The organism is Parapedobacter tibetensis, assembly GCF_024704835.1.
Lineage (GTDB): Bacteria > Bacteroidota > Bacteroidia > Sphingobacteriales > Sphingobacteriaceae > Parapedobacter > Parapedobacter tibetensis.
The window spans coordinates 298,378-316,930 of sequence record NZ_JAMXBE010000001.1; the positions used below are offsets into that span (position 1 = coordinate 298,378).

The 18,553-nt window shown below is 46.4% G+C and carries 18 protein-coding genes; 12 read left to right on the forward strand and 6 right to left on the reverse strand.

What is annotated here, in order from left to right; all coding sequences use genetic code 11:
- The first annotated feature begins 5 nt into the window (after positions 1-5).
- The 6 genes from NF543_RS01200 (at position 6) to NF543_RS01225 (ending at position 6,061) form a co-directional block, all read left to right on the forward strand.
- Positions 6-1,001, forward strand: a complete 996-nt coding sequence (locus NF543_RS01200) for a beta-ketoacyl-ACP synthase III (RefSeq protein WP_257666254.1) — start codon at positions 6-8, stop codon at positions 999-1,001.
- Positions 1,002-1,133: 132 nt separating this feature from the next.
- Entirely contained in the window at positions 1,134-1,607 is a 474-nt protein-coding gene (gene accB, locus NF543_RS01205) for an acetyl-CoA carboxylase biotin carboxyl carrier protein (protein ID WP_257666255.1), read from the forward strand.
- Positions 1,608-1,688: 81 nt separating this feature from the next.
- The gene (gene accC / locus NF543_RS01210; RefSeq protein WP_257666256.1) at positions 1,689-3,029 is read left to right on the forward strand and encodes an acetyl-CoA carboxylase biotin carboxylase subunit; all 1,341 of its coding nucleotides are present in this window, start codon (positions 1,689-1,691) and stop codon (positions 3,027-3,029) included.
- A gap of 68 nt (positions 3,030-3,097) precedes the next feature.
- Positions 3,098-3,982, forward strand: a complete 885-nt coding sequence (gene tatC / locus NF543_RS01215) for a twin-arginine translocase subunit TatC (protein WP_257666257.1) — start codon at positions 3,098-3,100, stop codon at positions 3,980-3,982.
- A gap of 11 nt (positions 3,983-3,993) precedes the next feature.
- Entirely contained in the window at positions 3,994-4,434 is a 441-nt protein-coding gene (gene rpiB / locus NF543_RS01220) for a ribose 5-phosphate isomerase B (protein ID WP_257666258.1), read from the forward strand.
- Between the two features lie 52 nt (positions 4,435-4,486).
- Positions 4,487-6,061, forward strand: coding sequence for a M28 family peptidase (locus NF543_RS01225; protein ID WP_257666259.1), 1,575 nt, complete (start codon positions 4,487-4,489; stop codon positions 6,059-6,061).
- Between the two features lie 30 nt (positions 6,062-6,091).
- On the opposite strand, the gene NF543_RS01230 is transcribed toward NF543_RS01225, so the two are convergent.
- The 3 genes from NF543_RS01230 to NF543_RS01240 all read right to left on the reverse strand — a co-directional run bounded on the left by NF543_RS01230 (position 6,092) and on the right by NF543_RS01240 (position 9,560).
- Complete coding sequence (locus NF543_RS01230) at positions 6,092-7,339, reverse strand: DUF819 family protein (protein ID WP_257666260.1); 1,248 nt, start codon at positions 7,337-7,339, stop codon at positions 6,092-6,094.
- A gap of 125 nt (positions 7,340-7,464) precedes the next feature.
- Positions 7,465-9,141, reverse strand: coding sequence for a M56 family metallopeptidase (locus tag NF543_RS01235; RefSeq protein WP_257666261.1), 1,677 nt, complete (start codon positions 9,139-9,141; stop codon positions 7,465-7,467).
- A gap of 38 nt (positions 9,142-9,179) precedes the next feature.
- Positions 9,180-9,560: a BlaI/MecI/CopY family transcriptional regulator gene (locus NF543_RS01240; RefSeq protein WP_257666262.1), complete on the reverse strand. Its 381-nt coding sequence runs from the start codon at positions 9,558-9,560 to the stop codon at positions 9,180-9,182.
- 397 nt (positions 9,561-9,957) lie between these two features.
- Between NF543_RS01240 and bshA the strand changes: the two genes are divergently transcribed.
- From bshA to NF543_RS01260, 4 genes are all read left to right on the forward strand, one after another.
- A complete protein-coding gene (bshA, locus tag NF543_RS01245; RefSeq protein ID WP_257666263.1) occupies positions 9,958-11,085 on the forward strand; it encodes an N-acetyl-alpha-D-glucosaminyl L-malate synthase BshA in 1,128 nt (375 codons plus the stop codon).
- Between the two features lie 62 nt (positions 11,086-11,147).
- Positions 11,148-11,855 carry a UMP kinase gene (gene pyrH / locus NF543_RS01250; RefSeq protein ID WP_257666264.1) on the forward strand — a complete coding sequence of 236 codons (708 nt, stop codon included), beginning with the start codon at positions 11,148-11,150 and terminating at the stop codon, positions 11,853-11,855.
- Positions 11,856-11,888: 33 nt separating this feature from the next.
- Positions 11,889-12,452: a ribosome recycling factor gene (gene frr / locus NF543_RS01255; RefSeq protein WP_257666265.1), complete on the forward strand. Its 564-nt coding sequence runs from the start codon at positions 11,889-11,891 to the stop codon at positions 12,450-12,452.
- A gap of 179 nt (positions 12,453-12,631) precedes the next feature.
- Entirely contained in the window at positions 12,632-13,486 is an 855-nt protein-coding gene (locus tag NF543_RS01260; RefSeq protein WP_257666266.1) for a mechanosensitive ion channel family protein, read from the forward strand.
- Between the two features lie 2 nt (positions 13,487-13,488).
- On the opposite strand, the gene NF543_RS01265 is transcribed toward NF543_RS01260, so the two are convergent.
- From NF543_RS01265 to NF543_RS01275, 3 genes are all read right to left on the reverse strand, one after another.
- Positions 13,489-14,493: a bestrophin family protein gene (locus NF543_RS01265; RefSeq protein WP_257666267.1), complete on the reverse strand. Its 1,005-nt coding sequence runs from the start codon at positions 14,491-14,493 to the stop codon at positions 13,489-13,491.
- A 5-nt stretch (positions 14,494-14,498) separates the two neighbouring features.
- Positions 14,499-15,089 carry a potassium channel family protein gene (locus NF543_RS01270; protein ID WP_257666268.1) on the reverse strand — a complete coding sequence of 197 codons (591 nt, stop codon included), beginning with the start codon at positions 15,087-15,089 and terminating at the stop codon, positions 14,499-14,501.
- A 123-nt stretch (positions 15,090-15,212) separates the two neighbouring features.
- The gene (locus tag NF543_RS01275; protein WP_257666269.1) at positions 15,213-15,752 is read right to left on the reverse strand and encodes an SRPBCC family protein; all 540 of its coding nucleotides are present in this window, start codon (positions 15,750-15,752) and stop codon (positions 15,213-15,215) included.
- A 577-nt stretch (positions 15,753-16,329) separates the two neighbouring features.
- Here NF543_RS01275 and NF543_RS01280 point away from each other — a divergent pair.
- Both NF543_RS01280 and ffh read left to right on the forward strand, forming a co-directional pair.
- Positions 16,330-17,022 carry a zinc metallopeptidase gene (locus tag NF543_RS01280; RefSeq protein ID WP_257666270.1) on the forward strand — a complete coding sequence of 231 codons (693 nt, stop codon included), beginning with the start codon at positions 16,330-16,332 and terminating at the stop codon, positions 17,020-17,022.
- Between the two features lie 148 nt (positions 17,023-17,170).
- Positions 17,171-18,508, forward strand: a complete 1,338-nt coding sequence (gene ffh / locus NF543_RS01285) for a signal recognition particle protein (RefSeq protein WP_257666271.1) — start codon at positions 17,171-17,173, stop codon at positions 18,506-18,508.
- The last annotated feature ends 45 nt before the right edge of the window (positions 18,509-18,553 follow it).

Here is an 18,553-nt window from a genome sequence, read left to right on the forward strand (position 1 = left end):
CAATTATGTCAAAAATTCATGCTGCCATCACGGCTGTAAACGGATACGTACCGGATTATATCCTTACCAACGATGAACTTGCGACCATGGTGGACACCAATGATGAATGGATAACGACACGTACAGGCATCAAAGAACGGAGGATACTGAAAGAAGAAGGCAAGGCCACATCCGATATGGCGGTACCCGCTGTGATGGGTTTGCTGGAAAAGCGGGGTATCGGGGCCGAGGAGATCGACCTGATTATCTTCTGCACCTGCACCCCGGATATGCCCTTCCCAGCCACGGCCAATATCCTAGCCGATAAAATAGGCGCTGTGAATGCATGGGGGTATGATTTACAGGCAGCATGCTCGGGTTTTATCTTTGGACTGACTACGGGTGCCCAATTCATCGAATCAGGTAAGCATAAAAAAGTATTGGTGGTAGGCGGAGACAAGATGTCTTCCATCATCAACTATAAGGATCGCACCACCTGCATCATCTTTGGCGATGGCTGCGGTGCTGTATTACTTGAACCAAACGAAGAGGGATTGGGCGTCATCGATTCTATACTCAAGAGTGATGGATCAGGCTGTCCTTACCTCAACATCAAAGCCGGAGGCTCGCTATATCCCGCTTCCCATCAGACGGTAGACGCAGCTATGCATTTCGCATACCAAGAGGGACGTACAGTTTTTAAATTCGCGGTGACCAACATGGCTGAAGTTGCTGCTGACATCATGAAGCGCAACAACCTTACCGCAAACGAGGTCACTTGGCTAGTGCCTCACCAAGCCAACAAACGCATCATCGATGCTACAGCTGAACGCATGGGCATAGGTGAAGAAAAAGTGATGGTAAACATCCAACGCTATGGCAATACCACCGCCGGCACCATCCCGCTTTGCCTGTGGGAATGGGAAAACCAACTGAAAAAGGGGGACAACCTAGTGTTGGCAGCATTCGGTGGAGGATTCACTTGGGGTTCCGTATATCTCAAATGGGCATACGGAACCTGACTGCGGTAAGCAGGCAAGCTTCATCGCCTTAAAAAGGCAATTTTGTGGATGAAAAATAAATCCCAATTTAATTGTTAAATAATAGATTAGATTATATTTTTGATTATTATTACTATTATAACCTACTAGACAATGAGCATGGATATCAAACAAGTTCAAGACCTGATTAAGTTTGTGGCTAAATCAGGAGTGAATGAAGTATCTATCGAAGAGAAAGATTTCAAAATCACGATAAAAACAACCCATGAGCCAACCTATGTAACCGCGACGATTCCCGCACCGACAGCGCCTCCCGCACCACAAACCGTGTCTACCGCGGTGGAAGTACCTCCACCCGCGACCACCAAGGCAGAAGATACCTCACATTACGTGACGATAAAATCGCCCATGATCGGCACCTTCTATCGCTCGTCAAGTCCGGATAAACCCGTATTTGTCAATATCGGGGACGAAATCACCGCCGGTAAAGTGGTATGCATCGTGGAAGCGATGAAGCTTTTCAATGAAATCGAGTCGGAAGTATCCGGAAAAATAGTAAAGGTATTGGTAGATGATGCCCAGCCAGTAGAGTATGACCAACCCTTATTCTTGGTCGAACCGAAATAACCCTACTTCGCTAAATCCATTTTATTATTATACAAACGTTGTACGGCAATCATCCACTACCCATAGATTTATAGCTAATTCATGTTCAAAAAGATACTAATAGCCAACCGAGGGGAAATCGCATTGCGTATCATCCGTACTTGCCGTGAGATGGGCATCAAAAGCGTAGCGGTGTATTCTACGGCCGATCGCGACAGCCTGCATGTACGCTTTGCGGATGAAGCCGTTTGCATAGGCCCCCCAGCCAGTAAAGAATCATACCTCAATATACCCAACATCATATCCGCCGCCGAATTGACTAATGCAGATGCCATACACCCCGGATACGGCTTTCTTTCTGAAAACGCCCGGTTTTCATCCATCTGTAGGCAATACGGCATCAAGTTCATTGGAGCCACAGCCGAACAAATCGAGCAAATGGGCGACAAGTCCTCGGCCAAGGATACCATGAAAACTGCTGGTGTTCCCACCATTCCCGGTTCGGATGGGTTGGTCAAAGATATAAAGGAAGGCATAAAAATAGCCAATGAGATTGGGTATCCAGTTATCCTTAAGGCAACGGCCGGTGGTGGCGGACGAGGTATGCGCATTGTATGGAAAGACGAGGAATTTGAGCCTGCTTGGGATTCCGCGCGACAGGAAGCCGGTGCCGCTTTCGGAAACGACGGCATCTATCTGGAGAAATTCGTTGAAGACCCACGGCATATCGAAATTCAAGTGGTGGGCGACCAATATGGGACGGTGTGCCACCTTTCCGAACGTGATTGCTCCATTCAACGGCGCCACCAAAAGCTGATTGAAGAGGCTCCCTCCCCTTTCATCACCCCCGAATTGCGCAGGGCAATGGGTGAAGCCGCCATCAAGGGAGCCAAGGCGGTCAGCTATGAAGGAGCTGGTACCATTGAATTTTTGGTCGACAAGCATCGCAACTTTTACTTCATGGAGATGAATACCCGCATCCAAGTGGAACATCCCGTTACCGAAGAAGTCATCAACTTCGATCTGATCAAGGAACAAATTAAGGTAGCGGCGGGCATCCCCATTTCGGGCAATAACTACGAGCCCACGATGCATGCTATTGAATGTCGTATCAATGCCGAAGACCCGTTCAACAATTTCAGGCCATCCCCCGGCAGAATCACTAATTTCCACTCACCGGGCGGACATGGTGTACGGGTGGATACCCATGCTTATTCTGGATATATGATCCCGTCCAACTATGATTCCATGATCGCCAAACTGATTTGTACAGCCCAAACCCGGGAAGAAGCCATATCGACCATGGAGCGTGCCTTAAGCGAATTTATCATTGAAGGAGTCAAAACGACCATCCCTCTGCATATCCGTTTGATGCGCGATCCCAATTTTAGGGCTGGCAATTTCACGACCAAATTTATGGAAACATTTGATTTAAGCGAATAAATGTAATATACATGGTAAAAATACCATTCTTATCAATTGGAATGGTATTTTTGCTTTTTATCGTCATCATGAGCAAATTATCCGGAAAAAAACTAATCGATACCATCAAGAATAAAGGCAAGGGTCTCGAGGCCGAAATGTCATTTTTCGACCACCTTGAAGTACTACGATGGCACCTTATTCGGTCGGCTATTGCGGTGGTGATCTTTATGGTACTGGCTTTTGCCTTCTATGATTTTATCTTTGACGATATCATCATGGGGCCGAAAAGTCCGGATTTTTGGACTTATCGCATGATGTGCAAGATTGGCGCTTTGTTAAATATCGAAGGGTTTTGCGTCACTGAAGTCCCCGGTACCATTATCAATACCCAAATGGCGGGGCAATTTATTATGCAGATCAATTCTTCCCTATTAATCGCCGTAATGCTAGGTTTTCCTTACCTCCTGTATGAAGTATGGCTATTCGTGAAACCCGCGCTTAACGAGATCGAACGTAAATCTGCAAGTGGCTTTGTCTTCTATGCCACTATATTATTTATGTTGGGGGTATTGTTTGGATATTATATTGTTGTGCCGTTGGCAATCAACTTCTTGGCTAATTATTCCATAAGTGATGATATCTCCAATACCATTACGATCAGCAACTATTTATCTTTTGTTGCCACACTATCGTTGGGTTGTGGCATCATATTCGAGTTGCCAATTATAATTTATATCCTATCGAAAATGGGCATCATGACGCCACAGTTCATGCGGGCATCCCGTCGTTATGCCGTGGTTATCATTTTGCTCGTCGCTGCGATCATCACGCCAACACCAGATATCATTACCATGATTACGGTGAGCTTACCCATGTTCTTGCTGTATGAACTAAGCATTATCGTGGCAGCCCGTGTATACAAGAAGCGGATGAAAACAGATGTGGATTTCTATAAAGGAGAAAATAAGTAACAAACAAGACCATGACAGCACGAAAAACGATTGCTATCGGTGGCGACCATGCTGGATTTGAGTACAAGTCGACGCTGGTGCAATTCCTCGAAGATGCAGGGTATGCCATCAAGGATTTCGGCACATACGCAGCCGATTCGGTCGATTATCCCGACTTTGCCCATCCGGTAGCCATATCGGTGGAGCAAGGTGAATTTGACCGAGGGATACTGGTTTGCGGTAGCGCCAATGGGGTAGCCATCACGGCAAACAAACACCAGGGTATCCGCGCGGCCATCTGCTGGCGGGAGGAACTGGCTACTTTGGCCCGGCAGCACAACGATGCTAACATCGTATGTATCCCTGCCCGATTTATTGATATCGAACAGGCTAAGGCTATCATTGACAAATTTCTGACCACCGATTTTGAGGGTGGCCGCCATGCCAATAGGGTTGATAAGATTTCCTGTTAAGTCATAAGTCTCTAACCTCACGTCTCATATCTCACACCTAAAAACAAGCACTATGAAGCGTATACTATCATTACTATTCTTTATCCCAGCTTTTTGCGGATGTATCATGGGCCAGGATCCGATACAGCAAAAATATGCCTCAGAAATCAGCCCAGAGACGGCCAAGGCACACTTGTCTATCCTGGCATCCGCTGAGTTTGAAGGGCGCGGCACTGGGGAACCCGGCGGCGAAAAAGCGGCGGCCTATATCATGGAAGAATTTAAGAAGCTGGGGCTGGCCGCGCCAGTAAACGGTTCGCACTTCCAGCCTGTAAAACTGTTGCGGACACGTTTTGATGTCAAAAAGTTTGCGATAGCAGGCAAATCGTTTGCCAATGGCAGGGATTTCTATTTCGTGGGCGGCAGGGCCGAAACCAAGGTCAACACAAAAGATGTTGTATTCATTGGCTATGGAATCAGCGAAAGCAAGTATGACGATCTTAGCAGCGTCGATATCAAAGGCAAAGTGGTGTTGGTACTGAGCGAAGGTGAGCCCAAAGACCCCCAAGGCAATTCGTTGATCACCGGAACGGATACCCCGTCTGAATGGGTAACCTCCCGCACCAAACGCCTGCAAAACATCACAGCGAAAGGACCTAAACTAATCATAGCCGTATCAAGTGCCATCAAGGAATCGATCGAACGCTTCGGAAACCGCCTCACGCAACCCCGCATTGCATTGGAAGAAGAGACGGCTGCCACGTCGACTTCTAATACCACGCCCGTCGCCAATATCAGCACCGAAATGGCCGACCTGTTGCTGGCCAATGCTAAGACCACTGTCGGTGAATTGAAGGAAAAAATTGATCATACACAAAAAAGCCAAAGTAGAAACTACAAAGCCAAGCTCAATACGACGTTTGGTTCCATAACCGAACCGTTTATTTCCAACAACGTATTGGGATATCTCGAAGGTACCGACCTCAAAGATCAGCTACTGGTTATCACAGCGCACTATGACCATGAGGGAAACCAAAATGGCACGATATTCTTCGGAGCGGACGATAATGGTTCGGGCACTACGGGTGTATTGGAAATCGCCCGCGCCTTTGCCAAAGCAAAGGCAGACGGCCATGGGCCAAGGCGTAGTATACTTTTTATGACCGTTACGGCGGAGGAAAAAGGGCTATTGGGTTCGAACTATTATTCCCGCAATCCGGTGTTCCCATTAGAAAACACCGTGGTAAACCTGAATACGGATATGATTGGCAGGATCGATGATAAGCACTTACACGGCAACCATAATTATGTACATGCTATCGGCTCGGATAAACTGAGTTCCGAATTGAAGGTAATCAACGAGCATGCGAATGCGGAATATACCCATATGGAGCTGGATTATATGTATGACAATCCGAAAGATCCGATGCGGATTTACTACCGTTCAGATCAATATAATTTTGCGAAGCACGGAATTCCAGTCATTTTTTATTTTAGCGGATTACATCCGGATTACCATACACCGGCAGATACCGTTGATAAAATCAATTTTAACATGCTGGCCAAGCGTGCACGCCTAGTCTTCCATACCGCATGGGAAGTAGCCAACCGAGACAAGCGGTTGGTTGTAGATTCGAATAAGCCGTAAATTCCTTGGCAGTCTCCTCGCCCCAAAAAATCACGGTGCCACCATTTGCATCAATATTCCACAAAAGTATCCGGCATAGGTACCCAGGGCATAACTGAATACAGCGATGAATACCCCTACCGGAACCAATGCTGGATGGAATGCACCCGAGGTGACCGACGCGGAAGCCACTCCACCGATATTGGCCATACTGCCAATGGCGAAGAAAAAGAATGGGGCCTTGATGAGTTTCGCAACAACAAAAAGCAGCGCCGCATGGAACAACAACCAGGTTACCCCTACCAGAAACAATGCTGGGTTATCCATAACCGCAAAAACATCCATCTGCATGCCGATGGTGGCGATAAGGATGTATAGAAAAACGGTGGCCAAGCGTGAGGCGCCCATGCTTTCCAGCCTACGCACCTTCGTAAATGACAAGCCTATACCCATCGTGGTGGCCAATAGAATCAGCCAGAAAAACCCTGAAGTGAGGCTAAATTTGTCAAGCTGGGGGGCATGGGTAGCAATATAATTTGCAATATTGCCTGATAATAGATGGGCAATACCTGTAACGCCAAAGGCAACACCTAACATCACGATATAATCCTTGGTTTCGGCAACTTTGGTTGTTTGTCCGCCATGTTCCTCCATCCGCTTGGTAAGCTCTTGCACTTCATTACCACTGGCCTTGAAGTAACGGTCGAGTTGCGTTTGTTTGCCCGCGCCATAGAGCAAAATGGCCATCCAACCATAGGCTACAAACACATCTACGGCTACCGCCGCAGCAAAAATTTCCGGTGGCGGTTCGAAAATTCGAAACAAGGCCGCCTGATTAGCTCCGCCCCCTATCCAGGATCCAGCCAACGTGGCCAATCCTTTCCAAACCTCACCCGATACCACTTCCGGAGCAAACAGTGAAAACAGCCACACGGCAAACGGGCCACCCAACACGATGCCCACCATCCCCGTGAAGAATAACAGCCCCGCTTTCTTTCGTAGTTTCCATACTTCCCGGAAGTTGATATTGAGGGTGAACAACACCAAGCAGGCAGGTAATAAGTAGTTTGAACTCATCCCATACAATTCGGAATCTTCGCCTGATATCACGCCGAACGAATTAAACAAACCCGGCACGAAATAGCAAAGCAGTAGGGGCGGAAGAATGGCATAAAATTTTCTAAAACCTGGATGCTTGCTATTCGACGTATAAAAAACCACAGCCAGTATGACCATCAGCAAGCCGAATACGGCTGCATCGTTGGTAATCCATGCCGCTGTGTCTGAGGTGTTGTCCATGTTAGGTGATTGGGTCGTGAAAAATAATTTAGTATGTAGCCAAAGGTACTAAAAACGGACAAATAAAAAACCCGGCTCATTGTCCGGGTTCTCACATCGATCACCGACACACATCTTCGTCCTTGCTATGATTGGAGATTTAACCGGATCGGCAAGGTGTAGGCCACCCGCACCGATCTGCCGTTCTGAATGCCCGGGGACCACTTGCTGCTGCTTTGCAAGACGCGGATGGCCGCTTCACCTGTGCCATGACCCAAATCCCTCACCACCTTGATATCGGTGAGGCTACCGTCTCTTTCAACCACAAAGGAAACCTGCACCTGCCCGTTGACTTCCGCTTCTATTGCCTCCTGTGGATAATCGTAGTTTTTGCTAATATATTCCATGAATGCGCGCATTCCACCTGGAGGTTCGGGGTTGACTTCAACAACTTGGAATAATACATCCGGATTGATTTCAACAACTTCTGGTTGCTCCACGTTGGCGGCACGCTGTTGATCCACCTTAGGTGGAAGTACTTGATCCTTTTGGCTCTTTACGTCGTTACCGCCGTTCCTGCTTGGCGATGGTTCCACGGGCGGAGGAGGAGGCAATTCAGGGGCGTATCCAATAATGACAATATCTCCCAATGAGGTATATTCAGCAGCAACGGGTGGCGGAGGGGACATATCGCTCGGTTCGACACCCGATATCCTAAAAGTAATGATAAATAAGTTCTTGCCTTCGGGGGCTAATTGCGCTATTTCTTCCCGTTGAAGTGCCTTTAGCACTTCTTCTTCTTGGCCATGGCCAAATTCATTCAGGAATCGGATATCTTCCATCTTTCCCGCTGTCTTCTCAAATGTCACGGCTAATCTCCCCTGAACATTGTTTTGCATGGCCTCTCCACGATAATCAACGTGCCGACCCAATTCCTCTTTAAAGGCTTTGGCGTCGCCTGTTGCGGTTGTCACCGCTTCCGATGTGGTTTGGTTTGCCATACCCTTTCCCTGGTGGTTGCAGGCAATGGAAAAAACGATCATTCCGACCACGACCGGCAACAGCACCGTGTAGCGTAGCCAAATATATCTTGGAGACTTATCGCGCAATAACATGGATATACGACGTTTCAGTAATTTTTTGCTTGAAAATGAATTGGCCAAAACGGGGCCGCTCACTCCCATCGCCCGTGACACCAACAATTGTGCATAGGCCATTTGGTCGTCGGCTGCGGTCTTCCCATCGGCAATGTACTCATGTTGCAGTTTCAATGCGCGCTCGTATAGGTAAACCACGGGATTGAACCAATTGAGAATCTTGACCAATTGTAGGATGACAACATCCGCACTGTGCCACTGCTGGGCATGTATCTGTTCATGAAAAGCGATTTTATGGCTTCCATAAGCCGCATGGTCTATACGGATGATTCCAAAAAAAGAATAAGCTTCCCCCGGATTTCGCTTTCTCAGGCCCCTTATCGTATACACCATATTCAGTATCACAAGGAGTGCCGCTATCGTGCAGCCGACTAGATATACTATGGGCACATACTCTTTTATGGAAGGTCGAGGCTCAGCTGTCGCAACACCCGCCACAAGTTGCTCCGTATCGGGATCTCCTAATTGGATGACAGGCAAACGGTATTGGTATACCACCGTATTGTCGAATTCGCCGTGTTCGACAAGCGGCAGCGTAAACGCCAATAACAAACCGGCAAGCAAGTAAATCCGATTCCCTTGGAAGGAGGTTTCCCTACGTAAAAAAATATAGTAAAAACCGTAAAAAATACAAAGGTATAGGTTGGCGAGCAATAAGTACATCATAACTTAGCGTGTTAATCGTGCATAATTCTGTTATTACGTCACTTCCGTTTCTTCCTTGCAGCCTCAAGCATCTTCAAAAGCTCATCCGCATCGTTGAGGTCAAGCTTTTGCTCTTCCAAAAAGAAAGACAGCATGTTTCTAGGCGAATTGTTGAAATAGCCATGCAGAAGCTTGCCTGTAGCAAATGTGCGGTACTCCTCCTTGGACACAAGGGGATAATACCGGTGACTCTTACCGAAAGCTTCATGAGCCACGAATCCCTTGGTTTCCAATATACGTATGATGGTGGATACGGTATTGTATGCGGGTTTGGGAATGGGTAAGCGGTCAATGATATCTTTGACAAAAGCTTTATTCAATTCCCACAGTTCCTGCATAATCTGTTCCTCTGCACGGGTCAATTCTTTTAGTTCTTTCATCTGTTTATTTTTAATTTTCAATGGCCAGATGGAACCTTTGATGATTAAAAATAATCATTCCCCTGTGGGTTTAACTGCGAAGCATTCATGAACGCCGTTAAAAATAGACAGGAATGTGAATAATGATTATTTTAATCATGTCGGTTTCATTGGATAGTTATTATAGCGTTAATAATGGGCCGTATGTTATTAAAGCAAATATATAACTAATATATTAGTTTCACAATTATTTCTTTAGTTTTTTAACGTTTACTGGAATCGCTAGGCAAATGGCCGGCAGATTTATTGGTTTCATGATGTAATTTCCTTACTAATATCCCAATCTTTTTACGTTCAGATGAACTACCCATCAAGAAATTTATCCGTATTTTGTATCCAATTTAATTCACGGGAGCAAATGAAGATAGGCATTGTATGTTACCCCACCTTCGGTGGAAGTGGTGTGGTTGCCACGGAATTGGGCAAGGCTTTGGCGGCAAATGGCCATCAAATTCACTTTATCACCTACAGCCAGCCAGCCCGGCTGGATTTCTTTTCGGAAAATCTCTATTACCATGAGGTGGGCATATCCAAGTACCCATTGTTCGATTTCCCCCCTTACGAATTGGCCTTGGCCAGCAAATTGGTGGATGTGGTTAGGTTTGAAGAGCTGGATGTGCTCCATGTTCATTACGCCATACCGCATGCTTCAGCAGCTTTCATGGCCAAGCAAATATTGGCCACCTATGGCATTCGCATTCCTGTAGTGACCACGCTACATGGTACAGATATTACCTTAGTGGGCAAGGATGCAAGTTTCAGTCCGGTAGTTACGTTTTCCATCAACCAGTCTGATGGTGTAACTGCGGTATCACAGAACCTGAAGGAGGAGACATTGAGCCATTTTGATATCCAGCGCGAAATCCGCGTGATACCCAATTTCATTGACCTCAGCCGTTTCAGCCTCAAACCTCGTCAGCATTTCAAGCAGGCTATTGCTCCTGGCGATGAACGGGTACTGGTACACACCTCCAATTTCAGGAAAGTGAAACGCACGATGGACGTGATTCATATATTCAAAAAAGTACAGGAGAAAGTGGCCAGCAAATTGCTCATGGTGGGCGATGGCCCCGAGCGTACCAACGCCGAACAGTTGTCGCGTGAATTGGGTGTCTCCAACGACATCCGTTTTCTGGGTAAACAGGATGCCATCGAGGAAATCCTCTCGGTATCTGATTTGTTCCTGATGCCATCGGGTTCCGAGAGTTTTGGTTTGGCGGCACTGGAAGCCATGGCTTGCAAAGTACCTGTCATTTCTTCCAATACGGGCGGGCTGCCCGAATTGAACGTGAATGGCGTGACGGGGTTCCTGAGCGAAGTAGGCGATGTGGACTCCATGGCTGCCAACGCCATCCATATCCTCGAAGACAACACGCGTTTGGAGCAATTCAAGGAAGCCGCCTTGGAGCGGGCCAAGGATTTTCAATTGGCCAATATCATGCCGCTATATGAGCAATATTACCAAGAAGTCATCGCGGGGGGGTGAAGCGTATAAAAAAATCTCTTATCTTTGGCGCTCAGAATAGCTCTTCCAAGACTTAAGAATATATGAATTACAAACGCATCCTACTCAAACTCAGCGGAGAGGCCCTCATGGGCGACCAAAACTACGGTATCGATATCAATCGTGTATCGCAATACGCCAAAGACATCAAGGAATTACATGATAAGGGCATGGAGATTGCCCTTGTCATCGGTGGTGGCAATATTTACCGGGGCCTCAGCGCGGAAAAGGCAGGGATGGATCGTGTACAGGCCGACTACATGGGCATGCTGGCCACAGTAATTAACAGCATGGCCTTGCAAGATGCCCTCGAAAAGGTGGATATCAAAACCCGATTGCTTACTGCCATCAAGATGGAACAAATTTGCGAACCGTTTATCCGGCGCCGTGCCGTACGTCACTTGGAGAAGGGGAGGGTGGTCATCTTCGGGGCAGGTACTGGCAACCCTTATTTTACCACGGATACCGCTGCTTCGCTTAGGGCCATCGAAATCAACGCCGATGTAGTGCTCAAAGGCACTCGTGTGGATGGCATCTATACCGCTGACCCACTCAAGGATCCTACGGCCACCCGTTTCGATGAGATTTCTTTTCAGGACGTGTATAACCGTGGGCTAAATGTGATGGACATGACCGCCTTCACCTTGTGCCAGGAAAACAAATTGCCTATCATCGTGTTTGACATGAATAAACCCGGCAACCTCATCCGCTTGGCCAATGGAGAACGCGTTGGGACTTTAGTGCGAGAATGACTATTTTTGACCAAACCAAAAAAATGCATAACCATGGACGAACTGATATCCTTACAACTGGACGACAGTGCCGAACAAATGAACAAAGCGGTGGCACATGCCGAGACCGAACTTACTAAAATCCGCGCAGGAAAGGCTATGCCTTCCATGCTCGATGGCATTCATGTGGATTACTATGGCACAAACACTCCCCTTTCACAGGTCAGTAACATCAACACGCCCGATGCACGCACGCTTGTGATACAGCCTTGGGAAAAGACACTCTTAGGTGTCATTGAAAAGGCCATCCTCGATGCCAATATCGGATTGACGCCCCAAAATGACGGCACGATCATCCGCCTCAATATCCCTCCACTGACCGAAGAACGCAGGCGAGACCTAGTTAAAAGGGTGAAGGAAGAGGCCGAGAAAGGACGCGTGGCAGTCCGGAATATCCGCAAAGATGCAAATGATGTGATCAAAAAGCTAAAAAGCGATGGTGTTTCCGAAGATGAGATCAAGGACGGGGAAACCGAGGTGCAGAAACTGACCGACAAATACACAGCTGATATAGACAGAATCGCCGAGGCCAAGGAAAAGGATATCATGACCGTATAAGTTCCCTCACGTCAAAATCTAGCTAAAGAGGGTGTCCGCTGTGTTGAAGAACAAGTTTTCAGATGAGTTTTCCAACATAGCGGATACCTTACTTTTCCCACAGTAATTATCGGATGAACACTTTTTCTAAATGGGCTTTGCAGGCTGCCATATCCAATAGATAATAAAAGTAGTCCAATATGGAAATTCTGGATAAAATACAGCAAATCTTCCAATTCACCTTAGTCAAAACGGAAGACATTAACTTTACGGTGGGCGCTTTGCTCACATTGGTAGCTTCTTTTATCATCACGGCCTTTCTTCTTCGCATTATTCGAAAGGCGATAACCAAAAAGATTTCCCTGCAAGATAGAGGCAAGTTCATCAGCATCTTCCAATTTATCCAATACTTAGTCTACTTATTTGTAACCATGTTTACGTTGAATGCAATAGGCGTAAACATCAGTGTATTGCTTACCGCATCTGCCGCCATTTTCCTGGGCTTGGGCTTTGCTTTGCAGCAACTCTTTCAGGATCTCATATCCGGTGTGCTGATTATCTTGGACCAATCACTTCGTGTCGGAGATATTATTGAAATTGAAGGCTATGTCTGCAAAGTGGAGAAAGTAAGCCTTCGTTCCACCAAAGCGATCACTCCTGATGAACGGATGGTGATCATCCCCAACCACAAATTCATGAGCGATATCATCTTCAACTGGACACAGAACAACCAAATCGTACGTTCAACGGTGAGTGTAGGCGTAGCCTACGGTTCGGATGTGGAGCTGGTGAAAAAAATCCTGCTCGATAGCGTACATGAAAACCCCGCTATATTGAAGCAACCCGAGCCATTTGTACTTTTCGAGGACTTTGGCGACTCTTCCCTCGATTTCAAGGTGTATTTTTATATCGACAATGGCTTCAGGGAACCGCGCGTCAGGAGCGCCATTCGCTTTGACATCGACAAACAGTTCCGTCAACACAATGTTTCCATACCATTCCCACAACGTGATGTTCACCTGTTCCAGCAGAACAAGGAGCTGGGAGGTAATTAGCTCTACATCAGAATATTATTAATCGGCTGTACCGGCTCAGGCAAGTTCGTCTCATCAAGCATATCCCGTAGGTCGATCTCTATGGTTCGGCTCAGTGAGGCCATCGGGATATCATTGGGCCCACCTTCAAACGGATTTTCAGTTGACTCACCCACCTGTTCTAAGGAGGTGAACACCCAACCCACAATGACACTGAACGGTACGGTAAGCCATACCCAATGAGGGCCTATACTGGCAAACTCATTCAGCATACCGAAGGGTAATAAGTATACCAAGAGCCTGATAAAATATAGGTTGATACTGGCAAACTGGCGCGGGTAAGGGACGTTTTTAATCCGTTCACTCTGGCCTTGGAAAATGTAAAAATCATGGAGCACCTTCTCCAGCTCTACATAACGAAGCGTCTCTAGCTCCCCGCTCCTGTTCAGCGCTTTAAGTTGTTTTGACTGCAACGCGATAATCTGGGTGGCACGGTTTTTTTTATCCAATACATACTGTTTGTCAGTATTAGCTAAAAAAGCCTTCAATTCCTCCTCAAGGTCTCCTTCCCATTCCGGCACCTTATACAACTTTGCGTACTCACGGTTATAGGATTTGCGCTGGATGTTTTCCCAGCTTTTAGGTTGCCTGAGCTGGAATCGCAATGCAGTAAGCCAAGCCATATGGCGATAGATCAGGGACCGGTGCAGTTCATCTTCGGTTTCTTGATGATCATGCCGTACATAATCCTTCACCATGATTCCCCAGATGCGGCTGCTATTCACAATACCACCCCATATCTTCCGGGCCTCCCACATTCTGTCATAGGTGGCATTGTTTCTAAAGCCAACGATGAATGCAGCTGCCGTACCGATGAGTGCTACAGGAACCCAGGGAATACCCAGCCATCGCCACCCCATCATCTCATAGAGGAATGTAGATATAAATGCTATTGCCAACAGCAAATAAATGTTCTTCCTTGTCCACAGCAAAAATTCCTTAATCTTATAATGGCTTCCTATATGCATAAGCGCTATTTTTTTTCTTGATTTGCGGCAAATTTACTAATGAGAATACCAATCAGCACCACTGAATAAAATTGCCCAATAACTCCAAACAACGAAGCAGCCAATTTTGTGTGGTGTGTACTGGGGGTTATGTCGCCATATCCGATTGTGGTGAAGGTAATCGTACTATAATAAACGAAATCAATGTAAGTAGATGCAGTGCTTGCTGTGCTTACATTGGTGAATGAGGTGGAGTTATGGTAAAACAAAAATTGCATTAGAAAAGCGCACATCTCTATGAGCAAAAAATATCCACATGCTGATGCCGAAATGATATCGAGATTGACATATCCAGGTTTAATCAAAAACCGGATGATTTCCCAAAATATAAAGACAAAGAACACCACGTATATGATGCTGGCAATCTCCATAAACAATGTGGCGTTTGCCACGAAGGGCAGACCCAAAGGCAGGGCAAAAACCAAAATGAACAACAAATTTCTAGCGGTGTTTTTCCATTTCCCCTTTTTAAGGAAAACCCCAATGCTGGCTACCCCCAAGACCAACATGTTAATCGGCCAGATTACCTTGGTATAAAACGGCAAATCAGTAAGCACGATAGCAATGTATAAATGCTGAATTAAAGCAAAAAGCAATAATTCGTACTTGCGTTTATGTAAAAATGCACGTATTGCCATTAATAATTCACCTATCTGGCTTCCAGACCCGGCATGAATGCATTATTGATTCTCCAGAATTCGCTTCAGGCTGGCCAACCCCGAGCTCAGGTCATCTCCGATCATGTCGTCCATATCCATGAACACCAGCATGATGTTCATTGGGTAGTCCATGCGTCCGCTAAATCCCCATTTTACTTTGGTTTGGTTTTCGGATACACGTTCAGTAGCCATGTAGGACGGAGAAATGGACTCCCAGGGTTCAATAAAATGAAGCTCGTAATCAATTCGTTCCCCTTCCGCGATTTTCTTGATTTCCTGTTCCCCTTTACCGACATCCTTGTTGCCTTCCCAGGCCGACACAAACCCTACGGTTCCGTCGGTTCCACGGTACGACTTTTTCATGTTAGGATCCATCGAGGCCCATTTGCTGTAATTGTCTTGGTTCTTGAGGTACTTCACGTAGTCAAACACCTCCTGTTTGGGCTTGTTGATGGTCACTTCACGTTCTACGGCATAGTCCTTTTTTATAAACAAGGCTACGATTAATGGAATCGCAACAAGTATCACGATCACAGTCAGAATAATTTTTAAGGCTTTCATTAGATTAATTTGATTAGTGATTTTAGTTAATTCAAATATATTGCATTTTTTATGAACAATAGAAAAAAAATTACTTAAAAACTTAGAGCCTGTTTAAATTTATGTTGTAAAATTTTTTATAGGCTATTTTTGAGCGAATCGAGGCAAATTTCGAAGGGATAGCCGGAAGCCTATCGCGAGAAAATTTAACGAAGATGCAGCCAAAAAGAGGCATAAAAAAATTATTAGATGAATTTTAAACAGGCTCTTATAGCCATAAATATTTTTAAGCCTTTTTGTTGCACTGGCACCTATGGCACCTCTCTCGCGGTCAATCCCTTGTCAATGTTAAAAATGCAATATTACGCTTTTCACCAATTTGCTCGTATGCAAATTTGTCGCGACGCCGTTGCGTGCCATGCAACTTTGTCACGCATTCTTGAAAAAAGAAGTTTGATTTGTAAAGGATTTCGGCATTTCCTACCTTCGTAGGGCATTATGTATATACAGCATGCTGTCGTATCCAACCACGGTATGTTTTTTGTATTAGGTGTAAGAAGAGAATTAACGAATAACGACTAAAGCAAAATAAAAGACAATGATAGGATATTGGATAATTTTTGGTGGCATCATGCTGGTGAGCATGATTGTCCAGTGGCGTTTCAAGAGCAAATTCAAGAAATACTCGGAGATGCCTTTGAGCAGCGGAATGACCGGCAAGGACATTGCCCAAAAAATGCTGAATGATAACGGCATCTATGATGTGGACATCATTTCGGCGGAAGGTCGGCTTAGTGACCATTACAACCCAGCCAATCGCACAGTGAATCTCAGCCCGGAAGTTTATAACGGGAGGAGCATTGCCGCCGCTGCGGTTGCCGCACACGAATGCGGACACGCCGTACAGCATGCTAAGGCTTATTCTTGGCTGCAGCTCCGTTCGTCCATGGTGCCCGCGGTTAGCGTAGCTTCTAAATTAGTTACTTGGGTATTGCTAATTGGTGTAATCATCGCGGCGATGTCTACCAATATTTGGGTATTGGCTATCGGTGTGGCTGCATTGGCCATTACCACACTTTTCGCCTTTGTGACCTTGCCGGTGGAATTCGACGCCTCCAACCGTGCATTGGCCTGGCTCAATACCAACAGAGGCATCATGGCTAGCAGTGTAGAGCACAATGGTGCCAAAGATGCCTTGTGGTGGGCTGCAATGACTTATGTGGTGGCGGCACTGTCCTCATTGGTTGCCCTACTCTATTATGCCAGCATGTTGCTGGGTAGAAGGGATTAAGACTTTTTTCTTTTTCATAATTTAAGTTAGCCCGTCTTGCAAAAGGCGGGCTTTTTTGTTGCCCTACCATCTTATTAAACCACAACCCACTTTTCCAACAGATTTTGTACCTTTGCACTTCGTTCAATTTTACAACAAGTAACTGACTATGTTTCAGAATTTACAGGATAAGCTGGATAGGGCTTTCAAGGTATTAAAAGGCCAAGGGAACATCACCGAAATCAACGTGGCGGAGACCATGAAGGAAATTCGCAAGGCCCTGCTCGATGCCGACGTGAACTATAAAACCGCCAAGACATTTACCGATGAGGTGAAGCAAAAAGCATTGGGCGAGAACGTGCTCACCAGCATCTCCCCTGGCCAATTGCTCACCAAAATCATGAACGATGAGCTCACGGAGCTAATGGGAGGTACCACTACCGAACTCGATATATCCAAGAACCCTACTGTCATCCTCATCGCCGGACTCAACGGTGCCGGTAAAACCACCTTCTCCGGTAAACTCGCTAAGTACCTAAAAGAGACCAAAGGTAAAAACCCATTGTTGGTTGCAGGCGACGTATACCGTCCGGCAGCCATTGATCAATTGCAGGTGTTGGGGCAACAGATTAATGTACCTGTATATGCAGATACCGAATCCAAAGACCCCATCGGCATTGCTGAAGCCGGTGTAGCCGAAGCCAAGCGCAACGGATACAACGTGGTCATCGTGGATACCGCTGGCCGCTTGGCCATCGACGAGGCGCTGATGAATGAGATATCGGCGGTGAAAGATGCCACCCAGCCGCATGAAATCCTCTTTGTGGTGGATGCCATGACCGGACAGGATGCAGTGAACACAGCAAAAACGTTCAACGACAGGCTCGATTTCACTGGTGCGGTGCTCACCAAACTGGACGGTGATACCCGTGGTGGCGCTGCCTTGTCTATCAAGTCCGTCGTAAACAAGCCCATCAAATTCATCGGTACGGGCGAAAAAATGGAGGCCTTAGATGTATTCCATCCCGACCGGATGGCTTCGCGTATCCTGGGCATGGGTGATGTGGTGTCGTTGGTCGAACGCGCTCAGCAGCAATTCGATGAGAAGGACGCCGCCGAGTTGCAACGTAAAATCCGGAAGAACAAATTCGACTTCAACGATTTCAAAAGTCAAATCCAGCAAATCAAGAAGATGGGGAATATGAAGGACCTTATGGGCATGATACCCGGTGTAGGCAAAGCCATGAAAGATGTGGATATTGACGATGACGCCTTCAAACCCATCGAGGCCATCATCAACTCCATGACTCCTTATGAAAGGGAAAACCCAGATACCATCGACCAAAAACGCCGTACACGGATTGCCAAAGGCTCAGGCACTGATTTGGTGGAGGTGAATAAGCTAATGAAACAATTCGGCGACATGCGCAAGGTGATGAAACAGATGTCAAACCCTGCTTCAATGGCCAAAATGATGCGCGGTATGCCGAAAACGCCGATGGGGTGATGAATAATGGATAGATTTACGATTTTAGATTTACGATTTTAGATT